Here is an 18,843-nt window from a genome sequence, read left to right as displayed (position 1 = left end):
ACAAGGACTTTGACTATCACCCTAGAACCGAAAATGCCCTCGCGATGGGAGGACGATGAACTATGAAACGGCTAATGGCGATACTTGGCGTTGCCGCCATGATCGGTCTCGCAGGGCCGGCGTACGCCGATCCCGTGCCGGAGCCGAATGGCGATGATGCGGGCTTCCTTGCCGCACTGCGGCAAGCCGGCTTCAGCTTCTCCAGCGAGGGTGCTGCCGTCGCGGCAGGACGAGCAGTGTGCTCCTGCTTGAACAACGGCGAGGACAATTTGGAGCTGCTCCACGACGTGAAGAGCCGCAATCCCGGCATGGATATGGAGATGGCATCGAACTTCGCGTTGATCTCGGCGAAGTTCTATTGCCCGCACCAACTTTCGAAGGCCTGATAAGGAGTCGGCTGAGTTGATGCGACGGCTTCTAGCGCTACTCGGTGTCTCCGCAATGATCGGCCTGGCGGCGCCCGCCCATGGCGATCCGGATGTCGGCGCCGACGACGCCGAATTCCTGGCGACCGTGCGCAGCGCGGGCATCCACTACACCGACTCGGGTCGGGCCGTCGCGTTCGGCAAAGCGGTGTGCGGCTGGATCGGAGCGGGCAAGGCCGGCTCGGACCTCATCCAAAACCTGCAGAAGGAAAACCCCGGATTGACCACGGACCATGCAACCCTGTTCGTGGGAATTTCGGCGAAGTACTACTGCCCCCAACAACTCGGCGGCAGTCAACAGGCCGCGGTGCGATAGGCGGATCGCCGCGCAGCACACTGGGTTTCGTCCGGATGTCCGCCGCGCAACGGGTCGGGCTGGAATCCATCTCTCGTTCACCTAATGGTGGTTTACTCGCCGCATAGCCACGGGGAAGGGCTTCGGGGAAGGACACCGGCATGACGCAAACGCTGAGCGTCGCCGATTTCGCGCTCCGGCTGGGCGTCGGGGTGGGTTGCGGCGCCCTGGTCGGCATGGAACGGCAATGGCGAGCGCGCCGGGCCGGCCTGCGAACGAACGCACTGGTCGCCGCCGGTGCGACCTTGTTCGTGCTGTACGCGGTTGCCACCCAGGACAGCAGCCCCACCCGGGTCGCGTCCTATGTGGTGTCCGGTATCGGGTTCCTCGGTGGTGGAGTGATCCTGCGCGAGGGCGTCAACGTCCGCGGCCTCAACACCGCCGCTACGCTGTGGTGCTCCGCGGCGATCGGCGTGCTGGCTGCCTCCGGCAACCTGCTATTCACCCTGATCGCGACCGCCGCCGTCATCACCATCCACGTGGTGGGCCGCCCGCTGGGGCGGGCGATCGACCACGACAACGACTCCGAAGAAGACGAGGGCCGTCAACCCTTCCTGGTGCAGGCGATCTGTCGCCCAAAATCCGAGAAGTACGCCCGCGCTCAACTGGTCCAGCACGCCAGCAGCAACGACCTCACGCTGCGCGGCATCCACACCGGACAGGCCGCAGACGACGAGATCACCTTGACCGCACACCTTCTCGTGGATGGTCGCACACCGGCCAAGCTCGAACGATTGGTGGCCGAGCTGTCCCTGCAACCCGGAGTTCGCGCGGTGCAGTGGTACGCCGGGGACGAATTGCAATCCGAGTGACGAGACTACGGGCGGGCCTGTAGCTCCGGTGCGGCCGCGGCCAGCAGGTCGGCGCGGATGCCGGTCAGTGGGGGATAGATCCGCCGCGAGTTGATGGTCTGCTTGGTGGTCTTGGCTTGCGCACCCGTCGAGACCACCACCCGGTCCCACCCTTCGGTGTAGACGGCGCCAGCCGGTCCCAGATCGAGAACCGTTACATACCAAGGGATTCGAAGGGGCAGCATCGGTTCGCCACACAGGTCGCTGATGACGTTGTAGCCGGCATAACGGCCCATCGGCCGCCCATGCTGACACGACATCACCGACAGGTGCTGGTCATCCATGCGGGCCGCCGCCACGTCTCCCGCGGCGAAGATCGACTCGACCCCGATCACCCGCAGGTAGTCATCGACGGTTACCCGACCCGACGGGTCGTGGTCGACCGGCAGCTGTTCGGTCAGCGAGCTGGCCCGCATCCCGGCACACCACACCACCGTCGCCGCTTCCAGCTGCTCACCCGAGGACAGCGACACGCCGCTGGGGCTGACCGCGGCGACACCGACCCCCGTTCTCGTCTCAATCCCATTGTCCGACAATGCCTTCTCGATCACCGGCCGGGCCGAAGATCCCATGTCCGAGCCGACCAGCGGATTGCGGTCGACGAGAATCACCCGCGCAGTGACATGCTCTCGAGAAAACAACGCGCGCAACCGGTTCGGCAGCTCACACGCCGTCTCGATGCCGGTCAGCCCGGCCCCGACCACGACGACCGTCGCCGCCGCAGGTGCCGGGGGAGCGTCGGCAAGCCGCTGCAGATGCCGCTGCAGCGCGACGGCGCCGTCATAGGTGTCGACGTCAAAGCCGAACTCCGGCAGACCCGGTACGGCGGGTTTGAGCACCCGACTGCCCGAGGCCAGCACCAGCCGGTCGTAGCCGTACACCGCACCGTCCGCGGTGGCCACGGTGCGCGCGCCGGCGTCGATCGCGGTCACCTCGGTGGCGACATGAGCCACGCCGGCGGGTTCGAGAACGTCGGCGAGCGGGATGCGGCAGGCGCTCAAATCCGCCTCGTAATTGCGGACCCGGATGTCGTGGAATCCGGTAGCGCTCAGCACGGTGACATCGACCGTCCCCGCCGGCACTGCGAGTTCGTCGAGTCGTCGGGCAGCGCCCAGCGCCGCCCATAACCCCGCAAAACCGGAGCCGACCACCAGCACAGCGGTCACGTGCTCACCACCTCACAGGTCGGGGTGGCCGGCATCGGCAGCCGACCGTCGTAATCTATCTGTGTGAATGCCGCCACCGGGTTCTGGTTCGGGTTACCTCCGCAAATGCGGGACCCGGTGCTGTTCGCGATACCGTTTTTTCTGCTGTTGCTGATTCTCGAGTGGACCGCGGCACGCAAGCTCGAGCGCCTCGAGGCCGAGGACCCCCGGCCGGCGTCGGGTGCCTATCTGACCCGCGATTCGTGGGCGAGCATCTCGATGGGGCTGGTTTCGGTGGCCACCACGGCCGGCTGGAAGACCCTGGCTCTGCTCGGGTATGCGGCGATTTATGCCTACGTGGCGCCGTGGCACCTGCGGGTAGACCAGTGGTACACCTGGGTCATCGCGATCGTCGGCGTCGACCTGCTGTACTACGCCTACCACCGCATCGCCCACCGGGTGCGGCTGATCTGGGCCACACACCAGGCCCACCACTCCAGCCAGTACTTCAACTTCGCGACCGCACTTCGCCAGAAGTGGAACAACAGCGGCGAGATCCTGATGTGGATTCCGTTGCCGCTGTTGGGGATTCCGCCCTGGATGGTGTTCTTCGCCTTCTCGGTGAATTTGATCTACCAGTACTGGGTGCACACCGAACGAATCGGCAAGCTCCCACGGCCGATCGAGTTCGTCTTCAACACACCGTCACACCACCGGGTGCACCACGGCATGGACCAGGTGTACCTCGACAAGAACTACGGCGGCATCTTCATCATCTGGGACCGCCTGTTCGGCAGTTTCCAGGCCGAGCTGTTCCGCCCGCATTACGGCCTCACCAAGCAGGTGGACACCTTCAACATCTGGAACCTGCAGACGCGCGAATACGTCGCGATCGCCCGCGACTGGCGCTCGGCGAGCCGGCTTCGCGACCGGCTGGGCTATGTATTCGGACCGCCCGGCTGGACTCCGCGCCTGGCTGCTCAGACCGACGACTCCGTTCGGCTGGCCTCGTCGTTGTAACGCCGACCGCGAATCGGTCGATGACAAATCAGTAACGACGTAATCTCAACTTGTGGTCGGAGCACGCGCCGGCCTTGACGGAACGGAGTCCGTCCATGGTGTATCGCATGGCCCTTCGCGTACTGGCGGCCGCGGTTACTGCCCTGGCCTGCACGCCTGGTGTGCCGGCCGCCACGGCCCACGCGGACGCGGTGGTGGTGTCCCCGGGCATGGAGATCCTGCAGGACAACCGGCTGTGCACGCTGGGCTACGTCGATCAGGCCGCGAGAATCGCCTACACCGCGGGGCACTGCCGCAGCACCGGAAACATCGTCACCGACAAGAACCGCAACCCGATCGGCCATCTCGCGACCTTTCGCGACGACACCCCCAGCGGCTCGACGGTCGCCGTCGACCAGGCGATCAGCGACTACGAGGTGATCGCGCTGGATCCCAATATTCCGCTGAACAACATTCTGCCGGGCGGACGTGCGTTGGTGTCGAGCCCGAACGTCGCGCTTTCCCCCGGGCAGGCGGTCTGCCACTTCGGCGTGTCCACCGGTGAGACCTGCGGGACCGTCGAAGCCGTGAACAACGGCTGGTTCACCATGTCCCACGGCGTCCAGAGCCACCCGGGCGACTCGGGCGGACCGGTCTACCTGGCCGGCGGCGGTCCCGGACAGATCGTCGGCATCTTCAACAGCATGTGGGGCGACTTTCCCGCGGCCGTGTCGTGGCGGTCCACCTCGGAACAGGTTCACCAGGACATGTCAGGGCAAGTCAACCCCGGCTAGCCACGTCAGAGTGACCTGAGCACGAACACCGGTATCGACGGTGCGCCGGCCCGGAACTCGTCCTCGCTGGACTCCGGCGTCAGGCCGGCCACATAGCCCTTGACCTGCCAGTACCACCTGTCCAGGTAGCGCTTCAACAACGCCGGCTTGGCCGCGTCGTCGACCTCGATGGCCTCGACGCGTCGCCGCCGCCAGCGCGGCCCCACTTCGACGACGCCGGCGGCCCTGACGTTGCGCGCCCACTGCGTGTTGCCCCTCGGCGAGACGAGGTAGTCCACACCGTCGATGGTCAGCAGGTTGATCACCACGGCGCGCTGCTTGCCCGACTTGCGTCCCCGGACCCGCAGCGCCCGGGTTCCGGCGATGCTGACCCCGAGGTCGGCGAGCAAGCGGATGACGGCGTTACCGGCGCGGGCGGCCCGGTTGGGTTCTTCGTAGCGGGTGGACATCGTGGATCCTCTCGGCCGGCATTCGGAACACTTGAGAGCAGTGCTCTCTTGCTTGGTCACAATGGCACAACACTCATCGAAAAGCAAGAGCGGTGATCTCGATTTGTGTCACACTGGCCACGTGGGCAAACGCCAGGAGTCGCGGGAACAGATCGAGACGCGCATCGTCGAGCTGGGCCGTCGCCACCTGGTCGATCGCGGCGCGGCCGGGCTGTCGCTGCGTGCGATCGCGCGCGACCTGGGCATGGTCTCCTCGGCGGTGTACCGATACGTGTCCAGCCGAGACGAATTGCTCACCCTGCTGCTCATCGACGCCTATTCGGACCTGGCCAACGCGGTGGACCGGGCCCGCGACACCGCGGACGAACTGTGGAGTGACGACGTCGTCGCCATCGCCCGGGCGGCGCGGCGCTGGGCGGTGGAGCATCCCGAGCAATGGGCGCTGCTGTACGGCAGCCCGGTTCCCGGATATCACGCGCCCGCCGAGCGCACCGTCGGCGTCGGCACCCGCGTGGTGGGAGCCATCTTCGACGCCATCGCCGCCGGGATCACCACCGGAGATATCAGGCTGACCAATACTGTTGTCTCCCAACCGATGTCGTCTGATTTCGACCGGATCCGGCAAGAGTTCAGCTTTCCCGGCGACGACGCCGTCATCGCCAAGTGCTTCTTGTTCTGGGCCGGGGTGCTGGGGGCCATCAGCCTCGAGGTGTTCGGCCAGTACGGCGCCGACACCGTGACCGATCCGGAGGCCGTCTTCGACACTCAGCTCGGCCTGTTGGTGGACATGCTCGCCCAGCACTGACCGCACCGAGCCGGCCGGCCGAATTAGAACATGTTCACCCGACGTTTCCAGGCGCCGAGCACCGGATTACGGCAAAGACTTTCTGGCCCTTTCTGGGCGCCGACAGACTGGGCTATCCTGCCAAACGATGACGCTTGAAGTTCAATCACCGATACAGATCGCCTGGGTTACCCAGAATCTGGATGCCACCGAAACGGCTCTCACCGGCCTATTAGGCGCCCGGAAGTGGGTGCGGATACCCGAGGTGCACTTTGCTCCGGATAGCTGCAGCTACCGTGGCAAGCCGGCCGACTTCGTCGCCAGCATCTCCTTGAGCTATCTCGGCGACATGCAGCTGGAGCTGATCGAACCGGTCAGCGGGGAGAACGTCTATAGTGAATTTCTTCGCGCCTGTGGGCCGGGTTTGCACCACATCTGCATGGAGGCCGAAAGCCCCGAGCAATTCGATGCGGCACTGGCCGACGCCGCGAACCACGGCGCCGAGGTGGTGCAGCAGGGCGTGATGCCCGGCGGAATCCAATTCGCTTACCTCGCAGCCCCGCAGGCGGCTGTGCCGTTTGTGGAGATCGCATACATTTCGCCCGAGATGAGGGCGTTTTACGACTACATCAAACAGGAGCAAGGGTGAGCTGCGCCGGCGACGGTGCAGTGGGGGCACCCCCAGCCGCGCAGCGACGAGGGGAACGCCGCGATCAACGCGATCAGGAGGAGTGGCGCCAATGAGCACCGAGATCCCAGCAACGGTCAACGCGGACACGGTGACGTCCTGGTCGGACGACGTCGACGTGCTCGTGATCGGCTTCGGCATCGGCGGCGGATGCGCGGCGGTGAGTGCGGCGGCCGCCGGCGCGCGGGTGCTGGTCGTCGAGCGCGCCGCCGCGGCGGGCGGGACCACGTCCATGGCCGGCGGCCACTTTTACCTGGGTGGCGGCACCGCGGTCCAGCAGGCCACCGGCCATGACGACTCCGCCGAGGAGATGTACAAGTACCTCGTCGCAGTGTCTCGCGAACCCGACCACGAGAAGATTCGTGCGTACAGCGACGGCAGCGTCGAGCACTTCAACTGGCTGGAGGATCTGGGTTTCCAGTTCGAGCGCAGCTACTTCCCGGGCAAAGCGGTGATTCAGCCCAACACCGAGGGATTGATGTTCACCGGCAACGAGAAGGTGTGGCCCTTCCTGGAGCAGGCAGTGCCGGCACCGCGCGGCCACAAGGTGCCGGTGCCCGGCGACACCGGCGGGGCCAGCATGGTGATCGACCTGTTGGTCAAGCGGGCCGCGAGCTTGGGTGTGCAAATCCGCTACGAGACCGGTGCCACCGAACTGATCGTGGATGATTTGGGGGCGGTGACCGGTGCGACGTGGAAGCAGTTCGCCGAAACCGGTGCGATCAAGGCAAAGTCGGTCGTCATTGCCGCCGGGGGATTCGTGATGAACTCGGAGATGGTAGCCAAGTACACGCCGAAGCTCGCCGAGAAGCCGTTCGTGCTGGGCAATACCTACGACGACGGCCTCGGCATCCGGATGGGGGTCTCGGCCGGCGGCGCCACCCAGCACATGGACCAGATCTTCATCACCGCTCCGCCGTACCCGCCGTCGATTCTGCTGACCGGGATCATCGTGAACAAGCTGGGCCAGCGGTTCGTCACCGAGGACTGCTATCACTCCCGCACGTCTGGCTTCATCATGGATCAACCGGACAGCGCCGCATTCCTGATCGTCGACGAGGCGCACCTGGAGCACCCGACGATGCCGCTGGTGCCACTGATCGACGGCTGGGAAACCGTCCCCGAAATGGAAGCGGCACTTGGCATCCCCGAAGGCAACCTGGTCGCGACGCTGGACCGCTACAACGAGTTCGCGGCCAAGGGCGAGGACCCGGATTTCCACAAGCAGCCGGAATTCCTTGCGGCGCAAGACAAAGGCCCCTGGGGTGCGTTCGACATGTCACTGGGCAAGGCGATGTACGCCGGATTCACCGTCGGCGGGCTGGCCACCTCGGTGGACGGTCAGGTGCTGCGCGAAGACGGCACGGTGGTGCCCGGCCTGTACGCGGTCGGCGCGTGTGCGTCCAACATCGCCCAGGACGGCAAGGGTTATGCCAGCGGCACGCAGCTGGGCGAGGGATCGTTCTTCGGTCGCCGCGCCGGAACGCACGCGGCCGCACACCGCTAAACCGTCGCGGGCTCCTGGCCAACCGGTCCGAGGTGCCAACGGCCGCTGCCGAGCAGTTGCAGTTCTTGCTCGTGATGCTGCTCGACGGTGTGGCGATGGCTGACGCTGACCACGACGCACTCCGGTAGCTCGCTGCGCAGCAGCTGATACAGCGCGAATTCCAGTCCCTCGTCGAGTGCGGAGGTGGACTCGTCCAGGAAGACCGCCCGCGGTTTGGTGAGCAACACCCGGGCGAACGCCACGCGCTGCTGCTCACCCGGCGAGAGCACCTTGGCCCAGTCCTGCTCTTCATCGAGCCGCGCGATCAGCGGGGCCAGCGCCACCTTGGTCAGCACGTCATGCAGCTCGCCGTCGGAGACGGCGTCCGTCGGGTTCGGGTAGCACACCACGCCGCGCAGGCTGCCCAGCGGCACGTACGGCAGCTGCGACAGGAACATCGTCGCGTTGTCGCCGTCCGGGCGGCATAGCGTCCCGGACGCGTACGGCCACAATTCGGCGAGACTGCGCAGCAGGGTGGTCTTACCGGCACCGGAACGCCCGGTGATCACCAGCGTGTCGCCGCTGTCGAGTTCGATATCGAGCGCGTCGATCAGCTGATCTCCGGCCGGCGTGCGCACCTCGATACCGGCGAGCTCTACCGTCTTGTCTTGGCTGGGTTTGACCAGCACCGCGGGCAGCGCACGGCCCTGGGCGTTGGCGTCGACCAATCCGTGCAATCGGATGATGGCCGCCCGAAACGAGGCGAAGGCATCGTAGTTGTTCCGGAAGAACGACAGCGATTCGTGAATCTGGCCGAATGCCGTGGCCGTCTGGGTCACATCACCGAAAGCGATTTCCCCAGCGAACAGGCGTGGCGCCTGAATCGCCAACGGCAACGGGTCGATGAGTTGCGATACCGACCAGTTCCAGCCGTTGAAGATAATGGTTCGCCGCACGTACTTTCGGTAGTTGTCGATGATCGGCGTAAAGCGCCGCCACAACTGTGCTCGCTCGACCCGCTCGCCGCGGTAGAAACCCACGGCCTCCGCGGCGTCTCTCAAGCGCACCAGCGCATAACGGAAGGCGGCGTTGAGTTTCTCATTGTTGAAGCTGAGCCAAATCAGTGGGCGCCCAAGCCAAATCGCGACGATCGTCACGATCAGCACGTAGATCAATACCGTCCAGAACATCGCACGCGGGAAATTGAAGCCCCAGATATTGAAGCCGCCCGACAGGTTCCACAAGATGGCGGCGAAGGAGATCACCGAGGCGACCGCATTGACGGCCCCAAACAGTAAGGTGCCGCCCGTCCCGTTGGACGGGTTGTTCGGGGTGCCGCCGGCATTCGCGGTGAAGATGTCGATATCCTGCTGGATACGCTGGTCGGGGTTGTCAATCGTGTTGTCGATGAACAGATCCCGGTAATAGGCCTTGCCGTCCAGCCAGTCGTCGGTCAGGTGCGCGGTAAGCCAGATGCGCCACGCGATCATGAAGCGCTGGGTCAGATAGATGTCGACCATGTATCGCGCGACCCACAGCGACGCAAGCAGGCAGAAGATTCCCAGCGAGATCCAAAATCCATGTATCCCAGATTTCTTCACCTCATCATCGCCCGACGCGATGCCTTCGAATGCCTTCTGCAGCGATGTGTACAGGTCGTTGCTCTGGAAGCTGAGTAGCACGCTCAGGCGCACCGAGAGCAGTACCGACAGCAGCAGCACCCCAAGTGCCAGCCACACCTTGACGCTGGCCGGGCCGACGAAGTACCCACGGGTGATCCGCCAGAACTGCCGGCCCCAGGGCGTTAAATACCGGAACGCGACCAGCACCACCAGGACACAAACGGCGCTGATCGCCCAGGCGATGGCCAGCCACCGCATGGAATCAGTAAATGCCTCCGACCAGTCGATGGATGGCTTGAACAGCTTCGGGCCCAAGGTCGACGTCTCCTTGCTATCGAGGCATCGTGCGGAGCCTCATGGCGAATGCTTCCCCGCGAAGGTACCCGAGACCGGCCGATAGGCTGCCAGGATGAGCATCGACGCTCCGTCCAGCCAGATTGTCCATGCCGGCCGACTCATCGCCCGGCGCCTGCGGGCCAGCGGTATCGACACCCTGTTCACGTTGTCCGGCGGCCACCTGTTTTCCCTGTACGACGGCTGCCGCGACGAGGACATTCGACTCATCGACACCCGCCACGAGCAGACCGCCGCGTTCGCCGCCGAGGGCTGGTCGAAGGTGACCAGGGTGCCGGGCGTGGCCGCGCTGACCGCAGGCCCCGGCGTCACCAACGGGATGAGCGCGATGGCGGCCGCGCAGCAAAACCAGTCACCGCTGGTGGTGCTCGGCGGACGGGCGCCCGCGCAGCGCTGGGGCATGGGATCGCTGCAGGAGATCGACCACGTGCCGTTTGTGGCACCGCTGGCTCGCTTCGCGGCCACCGCGCAGTCCGCCGCCGATACGGGCCGGCTCGTCGACGAGGCACTGCGCGCCGCCGTTGGCGCGCCGTCGGGGGTGGGATTCGTCGATTTGCCGATGGATCACGTGTTCGCCGTCTCCGAGGACGACGGCCGCCCCGGCGCGCTGACCGTGCCGCCGACGCCGCAAGCCCCCGACGGCGACGCGCTGGACCGCGCCGCCAGCCTGCTGGCTGCCGCCCAGCGGCCGGTGATCATGGCCGGCACCAACGTGTGGTGGGGACACGCCGAGGCGGCGCTGCTGCGGCTGGCCGAGGAGCGGCGGATCCCGGTGCTGATGAATGGGATGGCCCGCGGCGTCGTGCCGGCCGATCACGCGTTGGCGTTCTCGCGGGCGCGGGCCAAGGCGCTGGGCGAGGCCGACGTCGCCCTCGTCGTCGGGGTGCCGATGGATTTTCGGCTTGGCTTCGGCAAGGTGTTCGGGCCCGAAACCCAACTCATCGTGGCGGATCGGGTCGAACCCGAGCGGGAGCATCCCCGGCCGATCGCCGCGGGTCTGTACGGCGACCTGACGGCCATTCTCTCGGCGCTGTCCGGGCCGAGCGGCACCGACCACGGCGACTGGATCGATGCGCTGCGGACCGCCGAGACCGCCGCGCGTGGTCAGGAAGCGGCGGATCTCGGTGACGACCGAATCCCGCTGCACCCGATGCGGGTGTACGCCGAACTGGCGCCGATGCTGGACCGCGACGCCATTGTGGTGATCGATGCCGGCGATTTCGGTTCCTACGCGGGCCGGGTGATCGACAGCTATCAGCCGGGCTGCTGGCTGGACAGCGGCCCGTTCGGCTGCCTGGGGTCGGGCCCCGGCTACGCGCTGGCGGCCAAACTGGCTCACCCGCAGCGTCAGGTCGTGCTGCTGCAAGGCGACGGCGCATTCGGCTTCAGCGGCATGGAGTGGGACACCCTGGTGCGCCACCAAGTGCCGGTCGTGTCGGTGATCGGGAACAACGGAATCTGGGCGCTGGAAAAGCATCCGATGGAGGCGATCTACGGCTACTCGGTGGTGGCGGAGCTGCGTCCGGGCACCCGCTACGACGAGGTGGTGCGCGCCCTGGGCGGCCACGGCGAGCTGGTGTCGGCGCCCGTCGAATTGCGGCCCGCGCTGGAACGATCCTTCGCCTGCGGCCTGCCCGCGGTGGTCAACGTGCTCACCGACCCGGCCATCGCCTATCCCCGCCGATCGAACCTGGCCTAACCGGAGCTGTGCTGCTCACCGCGTACCGTTGACCTGTGCCAAAGACCACCCGCACCCAACCGGGCCGCCTGAGCAGCAGATTTTGGAAGCTGCTCGGCGCTAGTACGGAAAAGAACCGCTCGCGCTCCCTCTCGCAGGTCAGCGACTCGTCTGAATACGACGAGAAGGCCGCCGATCTCAAGGACGAGCAGCTGCGCAAGGCGACCGGGTTGCTCAACCTCGACGATCTGGCGGACTCCGAGGACATCTCGCAGTTCCTCGCAATCGCCCGGGAAGCCGCGGAGCGGTCAACGGGATTGCGGCCGTTCGACGTTCAGCTGCTCGGCGCGCTGCGCATGCTCGACGGCGACGTGATCGAGATGGCGACCGGTGAGGGCAAAACCCTGGCCGGCGCGATCGCGGCCGCCGGATACGCGATCGCCGGCCGGCACGTCCATGTGGTCACCATCAACGACTACCTGGCCCACCGCGACGCCGAATGGATGGGCCCGCTGCTCGAGGCCATGGGGTTGACGGTCGGCTGGATCACCGCGGAGTCGACCAGCGACGAGCGCCGCAAAGCCTACGACTGCGATGTCACCTACGCCTCGGTCAACGAGATCGGTTTCGACGTGTTGCGGGATCAGCTGGTCACCGACGTCGACGACCTGGTGTCGCCGAATCCCGATGTGGCCCTTATCGATGAGGCCGACTCCGTGCTGGTCGACGAGGCGCTGGTGCCACTGGTGCTGGCCGGCACCACCCACCGGGAGACGCCGCGGCTGGAGATCATCAAACTCGTCGGCGAGCTCGCCCCCGACACGGACTACGACACCGACTCCGACAGCCGCAACGTGCACCTGACCGATGTCGGCGCGCGCAAGGTCGAGAAGGCGCTCGGCGGTATCGACCTGTACTCCGAGGAACACGTCGTCACCACGCTCACCGAGGTGAACGTCGCGCTGCACGCCCACGTGCTGTTGCACCGCGACGTGCACTACATCGTGCGCGACGACGCCGTGCACCTGATCAACTCCTCCCGCGGGCGCATCGCGCAGCTGCAGCGCTGGCCGGACGGCCTGCAGGCCGCTGTCGAGGCGAAGGAGGGCATCGAGACCACCGAGACGGGCGAGGTGCTCGACACCATCACGGTGCAGGCGCTGATCAACCGCTACACGACGGTGTGCGGGATGACCGGCACCGCGCTGGCCGCCGGCGAGCAGCTGCGCCAGTTCTACAAGCTCGGTGTGTCGCCAATTCCGCCGAACGAGCCCAACATTCGCGAAGACGAGTCCGACCGGGTGTACGTCACCGCCGCGGCCAAGAACGACGCGATCGTCGCGCACATCGCCGAGGTGCACGAGACCGGACAACCGGTGCTGGTCGGCACCCGCGATGTGGCGGAGTCCGAGGATCTGCACGAGCGGCTGGTACGCCGGGGCGTGGCCGCGGTCGTGCTGAATGCCAAGAACGACGCCGAGGAAGCCCAGGTCATCGCCGAGGCCGGCAAGTACGGCGTGGTCACGGTGTCCACCCAAATGGCCGGGCGGGGCACCGATATCCGCCTGGGCGGATCCGACGAAGCCGATCACGACCGGGTCGCCGAACTGGGCGGGCTGCACGTGGTCGGCACCGGCCGGCATCACACCGAGCGGCTGGACAACCAGTTGCGTGGTCGTGCCGGACGCCAGGGCGACCCGGGCTCGTCGGTGTTCTTCTCGAGCTGGGAGGACGACGTCGTCGCGGCCAACCTCGACCGCAATAAGTTGCCGGAGCAGACCGACGAGGACGGCATGATCGTCAGCCCGAAGACCAACGGGCTGCTCGATCACGCGCAGCGCGTCGCCGAGGGCCGGCTGCTGGACGTCCACGCGAACACCTGGCGCTACAACCAGCTGATCGCCCAACAGCGCGCAATCATCGTCGATCGCCGAAACACGTTGCTGCGCACCGCAACTGCGCGCGAAGAGCTTGAAGACCTGGCGCCGAAGCGCTACGAGGAGCTGGCCGAGACCGAGGGAATCTCCGAGGAACGGCTGGAGACGATCTGCCGGCAGATCATGCTCTATCACCTCGACCGCGGCTGGGCCGATCATCTGGCGTATCTGGCCGACATCCGCGAAAGCATCCATCTGCGCGCGCTGGGCCGGCAGAACCCGCTCGACGAATTCCACCGGATGGCGGTCGACGCGTTCGCCTCGCTTGCCGCCGACGCGATCGAGGCGGCTCAGCAGACATTCGAGACGGCGAACGTCCTCGAAGAGGAACCCGGCCTGGATCTGTCCAAGCTGGCACGACCGACGTCGACGTGGACATACATGGTCAACGACAACCCGTTGTCCGACGACACGTTGTCCACGCTGAGCCTGCCCGGGGTATTCCGCTAGACCGCATCGTGCGGCTCGTCCCGCGGTGCGGACAGCATCGTCACCGGGCTAATGTCACGGCTCATGGAGCCGGTTCCGCCAGACCGGGTGCTGACAGTGCCCAACCTGTTGAGCGCCCTGCGCCTGGTGCTCATCCCGGTCTTCATCTACGTGCTGATGTTCGCGCACGCCAACGCACTCGCGGTCGCGATCCTGATGTTCAGCGGCGCGTCGGACTGGGCCGACGGCAAAATCGCCCGCACGCTGAACCAATCGTCGCGGCTGGGCGTCCTGCTGGACCCCGCGGTCGATCGGCTCTACATGGTGACGGTGCCCGTCGTGCTGGCGCTGACCGGGATCGTGCCGTGGTGGTTCGTCATCACGCTGCTGGCGCGCGACGTGCTGCTGGCGGCGACGTTGCCGCTGCTGCGCAGTCGCGGATTGTCGGCATTGCCGGTGACCTACGTCGGCAAGGCCGCGACCTTCGCCCTGATGTCCGGCTTTCCACTCGTCTTGCTGGGTACGTGGGACGCGTTGTGGAGCCGGGTGATCGGCGCCTGCGGTTGGGGCTTTTTGATCTGGGGTATGTACGCCTACCTGTGGTCATTCATCCTGTATGCGGTCCAGATGGTTCTGGTGATGCGCCGGATGCCCAAGGTCACGCAGCCCCCGACGCGGTCGATCGCGTCTGAGGCGGGTGAGCATGGCTGAACCGGACCGCATGCTCGGCGGCTACGACCCCAATGCTGGCCGCAGTGCGCACGCCGCGGCGCGCCCGACACTCATCCCGGTGCCGTCGCTGCTGCGCGCGCTGCTGTCCGAGCATCTGGATCCCGGTTACGCCGCCGCAGCGCAGCGGCGCGCCGCCGAAACCACACCGCAGCGCGGGCGGACGCGCGTCTTCGGCTGGCTCTGGCAGGCCCTGGCGGCGATGTTGGTCGCCACCGTCTTCGCCGCCGCGGTCGCGCAGGCCCGTTCGGTTGAACCCGGGGTGCACACGGCTCAGCAGGTGCTGGCGCGCAGCGTGCGGTCGACGGAAGAATCCGACACGAAATTGGCTCAGCAGCGCAGCGTGCTGTCGAGCAAGGTCGACGACGTACAGCGACTCGCGCTGGCGGACGACGCCGAGGGCCAGCGGCTGCTGAGCCGCCTGGACAGCCTCAGCCTGGCGGCGTCCAGCACAGCGGTCATCGGTCCCGGATTGACGGTGAAAATTACCGATCCCGGTGCCAGCCCGAATCTTTCCGATGTGTCCAAGCAGCGGGTGAACGGCAGCCGGCAAATCATCCTCGACCGCGATCTGCAGCTCGTGGTCAACTCGTTGTGGGCCAGCGGTGCCGAGGCGGTAGCGGTCGGCGGCGTGCGGATCGGACCGAATGTGACGATCCGCCAGGCCGGGGGAGCGATCCTGGTCGACAACAACCCGACCAGCAGCCCGTACACGATCCTCGCGGTCGGGCCGCCGAACGCGATGCGCGACGTCTTCGAGGGCAGCCCCGGATTGCAGCGTCTTAGGCTGCTGGAGGTCTCCTACGGTGTCGGCATCGCGGTGGACGTCTCCGACGGTCTCTCGCTGCCGGCCGGATCGGTCCGGGAAGTCAAGTTCGCCAAACAGATTGGGCCCTAGTGAGAAAAGTCCTCGCAAGACAGCGCCCCCAGGGGGGAATGCGGACGGGAAGCCGCGCATGATCGGTATCGCGGCGCTTGTGGTCGGCATCGTGCTGGGTCTGGTTTTCCATCCCGCTGTGCCCGAGGTCGTCCAGCCGTATCTGCCCATCGCGGTCGTCGCCGCGCTCGACGCGGTCTTCGGCGGACTGCGCGCCTACCTCGAGCGGATCTTCGACCCCAAAGTCTTCGTGATTTCGTTCGTGTTCAACGTCTTTGTGGCGGCGCTGATCGTCTACGTGGGCGACCAGCTGGGCGTCGGGACGCAGTTGTCCACGGCCATCATCGTCGTGTTGGGCATCCGCATCTTCGGCAACGCCGCCGCGCTGCGGCGCCGGCTCTTCGGGGCGTGACCGAAATGAGGTCAGCGTGAGCGAGGACCAGCCAGACGGCACGCCCGGCGAAAGTGCTGACGCGCCAACCCGGCACGACGACTCCAGACCCGATGCCGACGACGCCGCGCAGCGTGGTCGCCACGAACTGCCCGCGAAGAGTCCGCGCCCCGAGATCGGAGCGGTGGGCCGGACCGGGTTGTCCGGGATGCTGCGCAGTGGGCGGTCGCGGTTGATGTTCGGCACCCTGGCCGTCCTGCTCTGTCTGGTCCTGGGCGTCGCCATCGTCACCCAGGTCCGCCAGACCCGGTCGGGCGACTCCCTGGACACGGCGCGCCCCGCGGATCTACTCGTCCTGCTGGATTCGCTGCGACAGCGTGAGGGCACGCTCAACGGCGAAGTCAACGAACTGCAGAACACGCTGAATTCGTTGCAGGCGTCCGGCAACACCGACCAGGCCGCGATCCAAAGTGCGCAGGCCCGACTGGCCGCGCTGTCCATCCTGGTCGGCGCCGTGGGCGCGACCGGGCCCGGCGTCACCATCACCGTCGATGACCCCGGTCCCGGGGTATCACCCGAGGTAATGCTTGACGTGATCAATGAGTTGCGGGCCGCCGGCGCGGAGGCGATCGAGGTCAACGGCGGACACCAGTCGGTGCGGGTGGGCGTCGACACCTGGGTGGTCGGCACGCCCGGTTCGCTGACCATCGACACGAAGGCGCTGTCGCCGCCGTATTCGATTCTCGCGATTGGCGATCCGCCCACGCTCGCCGCGGCGATGAACATTCCCGGCGGTGCCGAGGACAGCATCAAGCGGGTCGGCGGAAAAATGTCCGTGCAGCAGAGCGACCACATCGACGTGACCACCTTGCGACAACCAAAACCGCACCAATACGCTCAGCCCGTCAAGTGAGCACGTCCCTATTGGAAGACCAGAACAGGATTACCGTGAGCGATATCCCGCCCGATCTGCACTACACCGCCGAACATGAGTGGGTTCGCCGGAGCGGTGACGACACCGTGCGGGTCGGAATCACCGACTTCGCGCAATCGGCGCTGGGCGACGTCGTTTTCGTCCAGCTGCCCGACGTGGGCACCGAGGTGACCGCGGGCGAATCGTTCGGCGAAGTGGAATCGACGAAATCCGTCTCGGACTTGTTCGCGCCGCTGTCCGGCACGGTGACTGCCGTCAACGGCGACCTGGAAGGCAGTCCACAGCTGGTCAATTCCGATCCCTACGAAGCCGGCTGGCTGCTGGACATCCAGGTCTCGGACGGCTCGGAGTTGGAGTCCGCCATTTCCGCGCTGCTCGATGCCGAGGCCTACCGCGGCACACTGACCGAGTGACGGTTGCTAATGTCCCTGCCAACCCTGCGCGCCGGGGAGAGGGGGCCGGCCGACCGATCGACTTTCGATCCTGCCGGTGGCTAGCGCATTCGGAACCACCGCGCGGTACGGTCAACACAACAGCGTTAAAAGGCAAGTAATCGGCAATACAGGGTTGCAGAAACCGTTGCAGAAACCTAGTGGGCAGCCGGCCGAACGGCCCGGTCAGACAACGCCACAGCGGCCAGTGAGGAGCAGCGCGTGACGGATATGGACAATGACCAGACTTCTGACGAAGTCACCGTGGAAACGACTTCGGTTTTCCGCGCCGACTTCCTGAACGAACTGGACGCCCCCACGCAGTCGGGCTCCGAGAGCACGGTGTCCGGGGTCGAAGGACTTCCGGCGGGCTCGGCGTTGCTGGTCGTCAAGCGGGGGCCCAACGCTGGATCGCGCTTTCTGCTCGACCAGGCCATCACCTCGGCCGGCCGGCACCCCGACAGCGACATATTCCTCGATGACGTCACCGTGAGCCGCCGCCACGCCGAATTCAGGTTGGAAAACAACGAATTCCACGTGGTCGATGTGGGTAGCCTCAACGGCACCTACGTCAATCGCGAGCCGGTGGACTCGGCAGTGCTGGCTAACGGTGACGAAGTACAGATCGGCAAGTTCCGCTTGGTGTTCCTGACGGGACCCAAAGGTGACGACGACGGAGGATCCGGAGGCTAGTGAGCGCACCCGATAGCTCGGCCCTGGCCGGGATGTCGATTGGGGCGGTCTTGGACCTGTTGAGGCCGGATTTCCCCGATGTCACGATCTCCAAGATTCGGTTCTTGGAAGCAGAGGGACTGGTGACACCGCAGCGCGCCGCGTCGGGATACCGCAGATTCACCGCGTATGACTGTGCGCGACTGCGCTTCATCCTCACCGCGCAGCGCGACCATTACCTACCGTTGAAGGTGATCCGGGCGCAGCTGGATGCCCAGCCCGACGGCGAATTGCCGCCGTTCGGATCGCCTTATGGCGTACCGCGATTGGTTTCGGTGACCGACAGCGACGCCGCCCCCGAGACCGGACCCGACGCGGCCGCGGTGGCCCCCACTCGCATCCGGTTGAGTCGGGAGGACCTCCTGGAACGCGCGGGGGTGGACGAAGACCTGCTGACCGCACTGGCCAAAGCCGGGGTGATCACCAACGGTCCGGGGGGATTCTTCGACGAGCACACCGTCGTAATCCTGCAGTGCGCACGAGCGTTGTCCGACTACGGCGTCGAGCCGCGGCATCTGCGTGCCTTCCGCTCGGCCGCCGACCGCCAGTCCGACCTGATCGCCCAAATCGCCGGGCCGCTAATCAAGGCCGACAAGGCGGGCGCCCGCGATCGCGCCGACGACCTGGCGCGCGAGGTTGCCGCACTCGCAATTACTTTGCACACGTCGCTGATCAAGTCGGCCGTTCGCGACGTTCTGCGACGCTGAGGACTAGACTTCCCTCAACACTTGGTGTTCGGCGGCACGGAGAGGA

Annotated in this window: 20 protein-coding genes; 17 read left to right on the top strand and 3 right to left on the bottom strand. The window is 66.1% G+C overall.

Features of this window, described 5'->3' with window-relative positions; all coding sequences use genetic code 11:
• Window positions 1-62 precede the first annotated feature (62 nt).
• The 3 genes from LMQ14_RS13695 (at window position 63) to LMQ14_RS13685 (ending at window position 1,592) form a co-directional block, all read left to right on the top strand.
• Complete coding sequence (locus LMQ14_RS13695; RefSeq protein WP_267735233.1) at window positions 63-386, top strand: DUF732 domain-containing protein; 324 nt, start codon at window positions 63-65, stop codon at window positions 384-386.
• A 19-nt stretch (window positions 387-405) separates the two neighbouring features.
• A complete protein-coding gene (locus tag LMQ14_RS13690) occupies window positions 406-741 on the top strand; it encodes a DUF732 domain-containing protein (protein ID WP_267735232.1) in 336 nt (111 codons plus the stop codon).
• Between the two features lie 140 nt (window positions 742-881).
• On the top strand, window positions 882-1,592 hold the full coding sequence (locus LMQ14_RS13685) for an MgtC/SapB family protein (protein ID WP_267735231.1): 711 nt from the start codon (window positions 882-884) through the stop codon (window positions 1,590-1,592).
• Window positions 1,593-1,597: 5 nt separating this feature from the next.
• On the opposite strand, the gene LMQ14_RS13680 is transcribed toward LMQ14_RS13685, so the two are convergent.
• On the bottom strand, window positions 1,598-2,797 hold the full coding sequence (locus LMQ14_RS13680; protein WP_267735230.1) for an NAD(P)/FAD-dependent oxidoreductase: 1,200 nt from the start codon (window positions 2,795-2,797) through the stop codon (window positions 1,598-1,600).
• 105 nt (window positions 2,798-2,902) lie between these two features.
• Between LMQ14_RS13680 and LMQ14_RS13675 the strand changes: the two genes are divergently transcribed.
• Together LMQ14_RS13675 and LMQ14_RS13670 are read left to right on the top strand one after the other, a co-directional pair.
• Window positions 2,903-3,796 (top strand): sterol desaturase family protein, encoded by an 894-nt coding sequence (locus LMQ14_RS13675; RefSeq protein WP_420714685.1) that lies wholly within the window; start codon window positions 2,903-2,905, stop codon window positions 3,794-3,796.
• Between the two features lie 95 nt (window positions 3,797-3,891).
• Window positions 3,892-4,569 (top strand): hypothetical protein, encoded by a 678-nt coding sequence (locus tag LMQ14_RS13670; protein ID WP_267735228.1) that lies wholly within the window; start codon window positions 3,892-3,894, stop codon window positions 4,567-4,569.
• A 5-nt stretch (window positions 4,570-4,574) separates the two neighbouring features.
• Here LMQ14_RS13670 and LMQ14_RS13665 read toward each other — a convergent pair whose 3' ends face one another.
• A complete protein-coding gene (locus LMQ14_RS13665; protein WP_267735227.1) occupies window positions 4,575-5,018 on the bottom strand; it encodes a nitroreductase/quinone reductase family protein in 444 nt (147 codons plus the stop codon).
• 121 nt (window positions 5,019-5,139) lie between these two features.
• On the opposite strand from LMQ14_RS13665, the gene LMQ14_RS13660 reads away from it, so the two are divergent.
• From LMQ14_RS13660 to LMQ14_RS13650, 3 genes are all read left to right on the top strand, one after another.
• On the top strand, window positions 5,140-5,823 hold the full coding sequence (locus tag LMQ14_RS13660) for a TetR/AcrR family transcriptional regulator (protein WP_267735226.1): 684 nt from the start codon (window positions 5,140-5,142) through the stop codon (window positions 5,821-5,823).
• A 127-nt stretch (window positions 5,824-5,950) separates the two neighbouring features.
• The gene (locus LMQ14_RS13655) at window positions 5,951-6,451 is read left to right on the top strand and encodes a VOC family protein (RefSeq protein ID WP_267735225.1); all 501 of its coding nucleotides are present in this window, start codon (window positions 5,951-5,953) and stop codon (window positions 6,449-6,451) included.
• Between the two features lie 91 nt (window positions 6,452-6,542).
• Window positions 6,543-7,997 carry an FAD-binding protein gene (locus LMQ14_RS13650; protein ID WP_267735224.1) on the top strand — a complete coding sequence of 485 codons (1,455 nt, stop codon included), beginning with the start codon at window positions 6,543-6,545 and terminating at the stop codon, window positions 7,995-7,997.
• On the opposite strand, the gene LMQ14_RS13645 is transcribed toward LMQ14_RS13650, so the two are convergent.
• Window positions 7,994-9,913 (bottom strand): ABC transporter ATP-binding protein/permease, encoded by a 1,920-nt coding sequence (locus LMQ14_RS13645; protein WP_267735223.1) that lies wholly within the window; start codon window positions 9,911-9,913, stop codon window positions 7,994-7,996. The two genes, LMQ14_RS13650 and LMQ14_RS13645, sit on opposite strands and share 4 nt — an antisense overlap.
• 94 nt (window positions 9,914-10,007) lie before the next feature.
• Here LMQ14_RS13645 and LMQ14_RS13640 point away from each other — a divergent pair, with 94 nt between their 5' ends.
• The 9 genes from LMQ14_RS13640 (at window position 10,008) to LMQ14_RS13600 (ending at window position 18,797) form a co-directional block, all read left to right on the top strand.
• Complete coding sequence (locus LMQ14_RS13640) at window positions 10,008-11,651, top strand: acetolactate synthase (RefSeq protein WP_267735222.1); 1,644 nt, start codon at window positions 10,008-10,010, stop codon at window positions 11,649-11,651.
• Window positions 11,652-11,686: 35 nt separating this feature from the next.
• A complete protein-coding gene (gene secA2 / locus LMQ14_RS13635) occupies window positions 11,687-14,017 on the top strand; it encodes an accessory Sec system translocase SecA2 (RefSeq protein WP_267735221.1) in 2,331 nt (776 codons plus the stop codon).
• Window positions 14,018-14,080: 63 nt separating this feature from the next.
• Window positions 14,081-14,707, top strand: coding sequence for a CDP-alcohol phosphatidyltransferase family protein (locus tag LMQ14_RS13630; RefSeq protein ID WP_267735220.1), 627 nt, complete (start codon window positions 14,081-14,083; stop codon window positions 14,705-14,707).
• A complete protein-coding gene (locus LMQ14_RS13625; RefSeq protein ID WP_267735219.1) occupies window positions 14,700-15,623 on the top strand; it encodes a DUF881 domain-containing protein in 924 nt (307 codons plus the stop codon). The genes LMQ14_RS13630 and LMQ14_RS13625 overlap by 8 nt, the downstream gene beginning before the upstream one ends.
• A 58-nt stretch (window positions 15,624-15,681) precedes the next feature.
• Window positions 15,682-16,014 carry a small basic family protein gene (locus LMQ14_RS13620; RefSeq protein ID WP_036469126.1) on the top strand — a complete coding sequence of 111 codons (333 nt, stop codon included), beginning with the start codon at window positions 15,682-15,684 and terminating at the stop codon, window positions 16,012-16,014.
• A 16-nt stretch (window positions 16,015-16,030) separates the two neighbouring features.
• Window positions 16,031-16,906, top strand: coding sequence for a DUF881 domain-containing protein (locus LMQ14_RS13615; RefSeq protein ID WP_267735218.1), 876 nt, complete (start codon window positions 16,031-16,033; stop codon window positions 16,904-16,906).
• Window positions 16,907-16,941: 35 nt separating this feature from the next.
• A complete protein-coding gene (gcvH, locus tag LMQ14_RS13610; protein ID WP_267735500.1) occupies window positions 16,942-17,340 on the top strand; it encodes a glycine cleavage system protein GcvH in 399 nt (132 codons plus the stop codon).
• Window positions 17,341-17,589: 249 nt separating this feature from the next.
• Window positions 17,590-18,051, top strand: a complete 462-nt coding sequence (gene garA / locus LMQ14_RS13605) for a glycogen accumulation regulator GarA (protein WP_420714684.1) — start codon at window positions 17,590-17,592, stop codon at window positions 18,049-18,051.
• Window positions 18,051-18,797: a MerR family transcriptional regulator gene (locus tag LMQ14_RS13600; protein ID WP_267735216.1), complete on the top strand. Its 747-nt coding sequence runs from the start codon at window positions 18,051-18,053 to the stop codon at window positions 18,795-18,797. Before garA ends, LMQ14_RS13600 begins: the two co-directional genes overlap by 1 nt.
• Window positions 18,798-18,843: the final 46 nt, after the last annotated feature.

Source organism: Mycobacterium sp. Aquia_213, from assembly GCF_026625985.1.
Taxonomy (GTDB): Bacteria; Actinomycetota; Actinomycetes; order Mycobacteriales; family Mycobacteriaceae; genus Mycobacterium.
Note: the sequence above shows the minus strand (reverse complement) of the source record. Positions and strands in the feature narration are given on the sequence as shown.